This is a genomic window from Nioella sediminis, from assembly GCF_001879695.1.
GTDB classification, from domain to species: domain Bacteria; phylum Pseudomonadota; class Alphaproteobacteria; order Rhodobacterales; family Rhodobacteraceae; genus Nioella; species Nioella sediminis.
The window spans coordinates 21,375-27,627 of the sequence record NZ_MNBL01000097.1 but is presented as its reverse complement, the minus strand read 5'-3'; the positions used below and the strand labels follow the sequence as shown (position 1 = coordinate 27,627).

Genomic DNA, 6,253 nt, shown 5'->3' with positions numbered 1-6,253 from the left:
TCCCGCCACTTTATCGGCGGGTCGCAGAAATACCTGATGGAACTGGTGCCATTGCTGGCCCCCTACGTGAATTCCTATCGCCGGATCACGGTGGAAGGCCAAAGCGCGCCGTCCAATCTGGAATGGGCCAGCGACAACCGCACCACGGGCCTTCGAATCCCCCATGGCGGGCCCCAGGCCCGGCGGGTGGAAAACCGGGTGATCGGTATGGACTGCAACCCCTATCTGGCCATCGCCGCCTCGCTGGCGGCGGGCTATCTGGGGATGATGAACAAGCTGGACCCCCGCCCCGCCGTCGAGGTCGAGGTCTGGGAGACCGACGATGCCTTGCCTGCCAGCCTCGGCGAGGCGTTGGACATCTTCGAGGAGGCCGAGGAAATCCGCGCCGTGTTGGGCGAAGAGTTCTGCCAGCTCTATGGCGATATCAAGCGCGCCGAGAACGAAGAATACCAACGAGAGATTTCACCGTGGGAACGCCAGCACCTGCTGCTGAACGTCTGACGGCCTGATGGGAGAGAGAAGACAATGAACATGATCAGCAACCATATGCCGACGGCGGAATTGCAGGCGCTCGACGCGGCCCACCACGTGCACCCGTTCTCGGCCAACACCGCGCTCGGGCAGGAAGGCAGCCGGGTCATCACCCGCGCCACCGGTGTCACGCTGACCGACAGCGACGGCCATGAAATCCTCGACGGGATGGCGGGTCTGTGGTGCGTCAATATCGGCTATGGCCGCGACGAGCTGGCCGAGGTGGCGGCGCGCCAGATGCGCGAACTGCCCTTCTACAACACCTTCTTCAAGACCACCCATGTGCCGGTGATCGCACTGTCGAAGAAGCTGGCGGAGCTGGCGCCGGGCGATCTGAACCACACCTTCTTTGCCGCCGGCGGGTCCGAGGCCAATGACACCAATATCCGCCTGGTGCGGACCTATTGGCAGTTCAAGGGCAAGCCGGAAAAGAACGTCATCATCAGCCGCAAGAACGCCTATCACGGGTCAACCGTGGGGGCGGCCTCGCTTGGCGGCATGGCGGCGATGCATGCGCAGGGCGGCATCCCGATTCCGAATATCCATCATATCGGCCAGCCCAACTGGTGGGCCGAGGGCGGCGACATGACCCCGGAAGAGTTCGGCCTGAAGCGCGCGCGCGAACTGGAAGAGGCGATTCTGGAACTGGGCGAAGACCGCGTCGCGGCCTTCATCGCCGAACCCGTGCAGGGCGCAGGCGGCGTGATCGTGGCGCCGGACAGCTACTGGCCCGAGGTGCAGCGCATCTGCGACAAGTATGACATCCTGCTGATTGCCGATGAGGTGATTTGCGGCTTCGGGCGCACCGGCAACTGGTTCGGATCGCAGACCGTGAATATCCGCCCCCATATCATGACCATCGCCAAGGGGCTGAGTTCCGGCTACGCGCCGATTGGCGGCTCGATCCTGTGCGACGAGGTGGCCGAAGTGATCGGGTCTGCCGATTTCAACCATGGCTACACCTATTCCGGCCACCCCGTGGCCGCCGCCGTGGCGCTGGAAAACCTGCGGATCATGGAAGAGGAAAACATCGTCGGCCATGTGCGCGACGTGGTGGGGCCCTACCTGAAGGCGAAATGGGAGAAGATGGTCGAGCATCCGCTGATCGGCGAGGCGAAGATCGTCGGCATGATGGGTTCGGTCGCGATGACGCCCGACAAGGAAAAGCGCGCGGCCTTCAAGGCGCCTGCGGGCACCGTCGGGCTGATCGCGCGCGACCGCTGTTTCGCCAACAACCTGGTGATGCGCCATGTGGGGGATCGGATGATCATCTCACCGCCGCTGGTGATGACGCCCGACCATATCGACACGCTGATCGCGCGGGCCACCAAGGCGCTGGACGAGACCTATGCCATCGTGAAGGAGCGGGGGCTGCTGGAAAGCGCCTGATCCCCATGGACCTTCTGACCGTCAATGACAGGCCGGGAGAATACCCCCCGTCCTTCTACGCCCATGCGGCCACCCCCCTGCCCCGGTTTCCCACGGCGACGGGCGAGATTACCTGCGACGTGGCCGTGGTGGGCGGCGGCTTCACCGGGCTCTCCGCCGCCTGGCATCTGGCGATGCGCGGCTATGACGTTGTGCTGCTGGAAGCGTCCCGCGTGGGGTCCGGTGCCTCGGGGCGCAATGGCGGGCAGGTCGGACAAGGCCAGCGGCTGGAGCAGGATGAGCTTGAGGCAATGGTGGGGCGCGAGAGCGCCCGCGCGCTGTGGGATATCGCCAACCAGTCGGTGGACCTCGTGCGCGAGATCGCCAGCCGCGACGAAGTTCACGCCGACTTTCACCCCGGTGTCATCCATGCCGCGCACCGGGCGCGCTATGTGCCCGATTACGTAGCCTATGCCGAGAAGCTGCAAACCGAGTACGGTTATGACCAGATCCGCGCGCTGGACCGGGAAGGCCTGCGCGCGCTGGTCAATTCCCCAGCCTATCACGGCGGCACCATCGACATGGGCGCGGGCCATATCGACCCGCTGGAACTGGCGCTTGGCCTCGCCCGGCTGGCCACGGGCGCGGGCGCGCGCATCTTCGAGATGTCGAAGGTGGACCGGCTTGAGCAGGGCGAGCCTGCCCGGCTGGTGACGGCCACGGCACAGGTCACCGCGCGGCACGTGGTTTTGGGGTGCAACGGCTATCTGGGCCATCTGGTGCCACAGGTGGCGGCGCGGGTCATGCCGATCAACAACTACGTGGTGGCGACGGAGCCTCTGGGCCCCGAGCGGCAGGAAGAGATCATTCGCGGCAATCACGCGGTCGCGGACAGCAAGTTCGTTGTGAACTACTTCCGCTTCTCCGACGATCACCGGCTGCTCTTCGGGGGCACCGAAAGCTATCGCTACCGCTTCCCCCGCGATATCGCGGGCGCGGTGCGCAAGCCGCTGGAGGAGATCTTCCCGCAACTGAAGGGCGTCGCGATCACCCATGGCTGGGGCGGCACGCTTGGCATCACCATGACCCGGATGCCGCATTTCGAGCGGGTGGCGGGCAATATCCTGAGCCTGTCGGGCTATTCCGGCCATGGCGTGGCGATGGCGACGCTGGCGGGACAGATCGCGGCGGAGACGATTGCGGGACAGGCCGAGCGCTTCGACGTGATGGCCAGCGTCCCGACCCCGCGCTTTCCCGGTGGCGTGGCGATGCGCTGGCCGCTGCTGGTGCTGGCAATGCTGTGGTTTTCGCTCCGCGACAGGCTGTAAACGGTTTCGCCGTGCCTTTGGCACGTCGACCCGTGGCGCGACCCTCCGGGTCGCGCGGGAACGCTCTTGCAAGTGCGTTCGCAGGGGGCGCTGCCCCCGTCGCCTGACGGCGACTCCCCCGAGGTATTTGTCACCAAGATGAAACAGAAAAAAGGTTGCCTGAACATGGGCTGCTTGGCATTGTCAATTGAAAGCCGTGCAGCCGAGGGAGGCCCCGGTCCGATGGTCAGCCATTCGATACCCGCCGCCATGGCCCTTGTGGCCTTGCTGGGGCTGAGCGCCTGCCAGCAACAGGCGCCGAATGCGGGGGCGGGCGCGATGTTCTACCGGGCGACCTGCGCAACCTGTCATGAGCCGGGCAGCCGCCCGCAAGCGCCCGATCTGACGGGGCTGGCAGCAATGAACGGCGGGCGCTTTCCCATGGACCGGGTCACCCGGATCATCGACGGACGCTCGGAGTTGCGGGCCCATGGGTCGCCCATGCCAGTTTGGGGCGCGATCCTGACCGGCCCGGAGGTTCGGGATCTGGCGGCCTATCTGGCCGCTATTCAACAATAGGCGGCGTGGTCGAGCTGACGGTGCGGTTTGGGTGACGGTGAAAGATCGTTGTCGTGCAACAAGGGAATTGCCACCGTCACTTTCATCGGACCCGATAGGAAGGAAGCAGGAGAATGATTGCCAGAGGGAAAACAATCCTACCCATGCTGATGAGTGTCATTGCGACCGCCGGGTGCCAGAGCCCTGCGGAGGCTCCATCCGGCCCCGAACAGGTGTATCGCGACGCCTGTCTGATATGTCACGCCGGGCCCGGGGCCTCTGCGCCCGATCTGACCACGCTATCGGCCGTCAATGGTGGCAGTTTTCCGATGGAGGAGGTGATTGCAATCATCGACGGGCGGCAGGATGTGCGGGCCCATGGGTCGCCCATGCCGGTCTGGGGGGCGCGTTATTCGACCGAGGATATCCGCAGTCTCGCTGCCTATCTGGCCACGATCCAGCAATCATAAGGGAACCCCGGAGGCGGGACATCCTCCGGGGTTCCGGCGCGGAGAAGCGGGGGGACAGGCTGCTCGATCGCTCCGCGCCATATGCGCGGGGCTTCAGTCGGCGTCGAGGCTTTCGGCAAGGCGCATCAGCTGCACCGCTTCGAACCGGTAGCCAAACTCATCCTCGCCGCGATTGGCATTGGCGAGCGCAATGGCATCCGCATAGGTCCAGTCACCGAGGAAATCCGAGCCGCGCAGCAGCTGGCCGAAGCCCGCGATGGCGGCGGCGAAGGCGGCTTCCGGGTCGGGGCTGTCGGTCATCTCGATTGGGAACTCGATCAGCTCGCTCTCCTCCGCGCCCGGTTCCTTCCAGCGCAGGCGCAGGAAGCCCAGTTCGTCGGAATGATCCGCGGCCTCGGCCTCTGGCGTATCGCTGGCATAGCGCAGCGGGTCGGTCAGGCGGGCGGGGCTGCCAACGGGGGTGACCTCGTAGAGCGCTGTGACGGAATGGCCTGCGCCAAGCTCGCCCGCGTCCACGTCATCATTGTTGAAATCCTCGCGCGCGAGCGCCCGGGTTTCATAGCCGATCAGCCGGTATTCCGCGATCACGGCGGGGTTGAACTCCACCTGGATCTTGACGTCATCGGCAATGGGGAAGAGAGCCCCGGCCAGTTGATCGACCAGCACCCGGCGGGCCTCGCTGAGCGTGTCGATATAGGCGGCGGTGCCATTGCCGTTCTGGGCCAGCGCCTGCATCGTGTCGTCCTGCAGGTTGCCGCGCCCGAAGCCGAGGACGGACAGATAGGTGCCGCTGTCGCGCTGGTCTTCGATGAAATCGGTCAGCTCATCGGGGTTGGAGATGCCGACGTTGAAATCGCCATCAGTGGCCAGCAGGACGCGGCTGACCTCGCCCTCTTCGGACATTTCGGAGGCCAGTCGGTAGGCTTCGCGCAGCCCGCCCGCGCCGTTGGTGGAGCCACCGGCCTGAAGCCGGGTGAGTGCCGCCTCAATCGCCTCGCGGTCGCTGGCAGGGGTCGGGTCGAGCGCGACGCCCGCGCTCCCCGCATAGGTGACGATGGCGACCTCGTCCTCGGGGTCCAGCCGGTCCAGCATCAGGCGGAAGGACTGGATCAGAAGCGGCAGCTTCGACGGGTCGTTCATGGAGCCCGACGTGTCGATCAGGAAGACGAGGTTCAGGGCCGGGCGGTCCTCGATGGCGGGCAGGTCGCCCTGCAAGCCAATACGCACCAGGCGGGTGTCGGGGTTCCACGGGGTCTCGAACACGTTCACTGTGGGGCGGAACGGGCTGATATCGTCGGCATCCGGCGCGGCGTAATCATAGGGGAAATAGTTGATCATCTCCTCGATGCGCACGGCGTCGGGGTTGGGCATCTGGCCACGGTTGAGCGAGGACCGCAGGAGCGACCAAGAGGCCGTGTCGACGTCGATCGAGAAGGTCGAGACCGGGTCATCGGCCACGACGCGCAGGGGATTGTCATCCGCGTTGGCGTATTCCTCGGTATCGGCCGGAGGCGGGGCAACGATATCAGGCGAGGCGATCGGGCTGCCGGGGGCGACCACGCCGCGCGAGTTCAGAACGGCGCTGTTGCCATAGCCCTGCTGCTGGATGGCCCCACCCCCCACATCATCGCTGGAATAGAGACTAAAGAGCCCGTCGGTCGGGGCAGGCGACGGCGGGGCCATGGGTTCGGCCAGGATCAACGGAGCGGTCTCGACCTGTTCCGTATCCCGCAGAGTGACCCGTCCGACCTCTTCCGACGTGTCCGCTACGGCAAGATCCCCATCCTCGGAAACCCCGGTGTCCTGCGCCTGTTCGCGGTCCACGCCGGTCACGATCTCGGGTTCGGAAATAGACGGGCCGCTGTCAACAGGCGGGCGCAGCAGGTTCTGCCCCTGCGGGCTGAGAAACAGGAAGCCAACGGCGACGAGGGCGGTGGTGGCGGTCAATCCGCCAAGGGCAGTACGGGAAATCAGCATGTCAAAAGCTCCTTTGAAAAAGCCCCCCGTTTGGGGACGATC

6 protein-coding genes are annotated in these 6,253 nt (G+C 65.4%); 5 read left to right on the top strand and 1 reads right to left on the bottom strand.

Going from position 1 to position 6,253, the window contains the following annotated elements; translation table 11 throughout:
- The 5 genes from BKY26_RS12560 to BKY26_RS12540 form a co-directional block, all read left to right on the top strand.
- A partial coding sequence (locus BKY26_RS12560) for a type I glutamate--ammonia ligase (protein ID WP_483869890.1) occupies positions 1-501 on the top strand: 501 nt, incomplete at its 5' end.
- Between the two features lie 24 nt (positions 502-525).
- On the top strand, positions 526-1,920 hold the full coding sequence (locus BKY26_RS12555; RefSeq protein WP_071690734.1) for an aspartate aminotransferase family protein: 1,395 nt from the start codon (positions 526-528) through the stop codon (positions 1,918-1,920).
- Between the two features lie 5 nt (positions 1,921-1,925).
- Positions 1,926-3,227 (top strand): NAD(P)/FAD-dependent oxidoreductase, encoded by a 1,302-nt coding sequence (locus BKY26_RS12550; protein ID WP_071690733.1) that lies wholly within the window; start codon positions 1,926-1,928, stop codon positions 3,225-3,227.
- Between the two features lie 138 nt (positions 3,228-3,365).
- Positions 3,366-3,785, top strand: coding sequence for a c-type cytochrome (locus tag BKY26_RS12545; protein WP_227435020.1), 420 nt, complete (start codon positions 3,366-3,368; stop codon positions 3,783-3,785).
- Between the two features lie 149 nt (positions 3,786-3,934).
- Positions 3,935-4,234: a c-type cytochrome gene (locus BKY26_RS12540; RefSeq protein ID WP_245764453.1), complete on the top strand. Its 300-nt coding sequence runs from the start codon at positions 3,935-3,937 to the stop codon at positions 4,232-4,234.
- A gap of 93 nt (positions 4,235-4,327) precedes the next feature.
- On the opposite strand, the gene BKY26_RS12535 is transcribed toward BKY26_RS12540, so the two are convergent.
- Positions 4,328-6,211, bottom strand: coding sequence for a vWA domain-containing protein (locus BKY26_RS12535; protein ID WP_425434485.1), 1,884 nt, complete (start codon positions 6,209-6,211; stop codon positions 4,328-4,330).
- Between the last annotated feature and the right edge of the window lie 42 nt (positions 6,212-6,253).

Excerpts from the sequence above, each read along its gene's own strand:
- BKY26_RS12555 (WP_071690734.1), top strand. The coding sequence starts at position 526 with ATGAACATGATCAGCAACCATATGCCGACGGCGGAATTGCAGGCGCTC.
- BKY26_RS12550 (WP_071690733.1), top strand. The coding sequence starts at position 1,926 with ATGGACCTTCTGACCGTCAATGACAGGCCGGGAGAATACCCCCCGTCC.
- BKY26_RS12545 (WP_227435020.1), top strand. The coding sequence starts at position 3,366 with ATGAAACAGAAAAAAGGTTGCCTGAACATGGGCTGCTTGGCATTGTCA.
- BKY26_RS12540 (WP_245764453.1), top strand. The coding sequence starts at position 3,935 with ATGAGTGTCATTGCGACCGCCGGGTGCCAGAGCCCTGCGGAGGCTCCA.
- BKY26_RS12535 (WP_425434485.1), bottom strand. The coding sequence starts at position 6,211 with ATGCTGATTTCCCGTACTGCCCTTGGCGGATTGACCGCCACCACCGCC.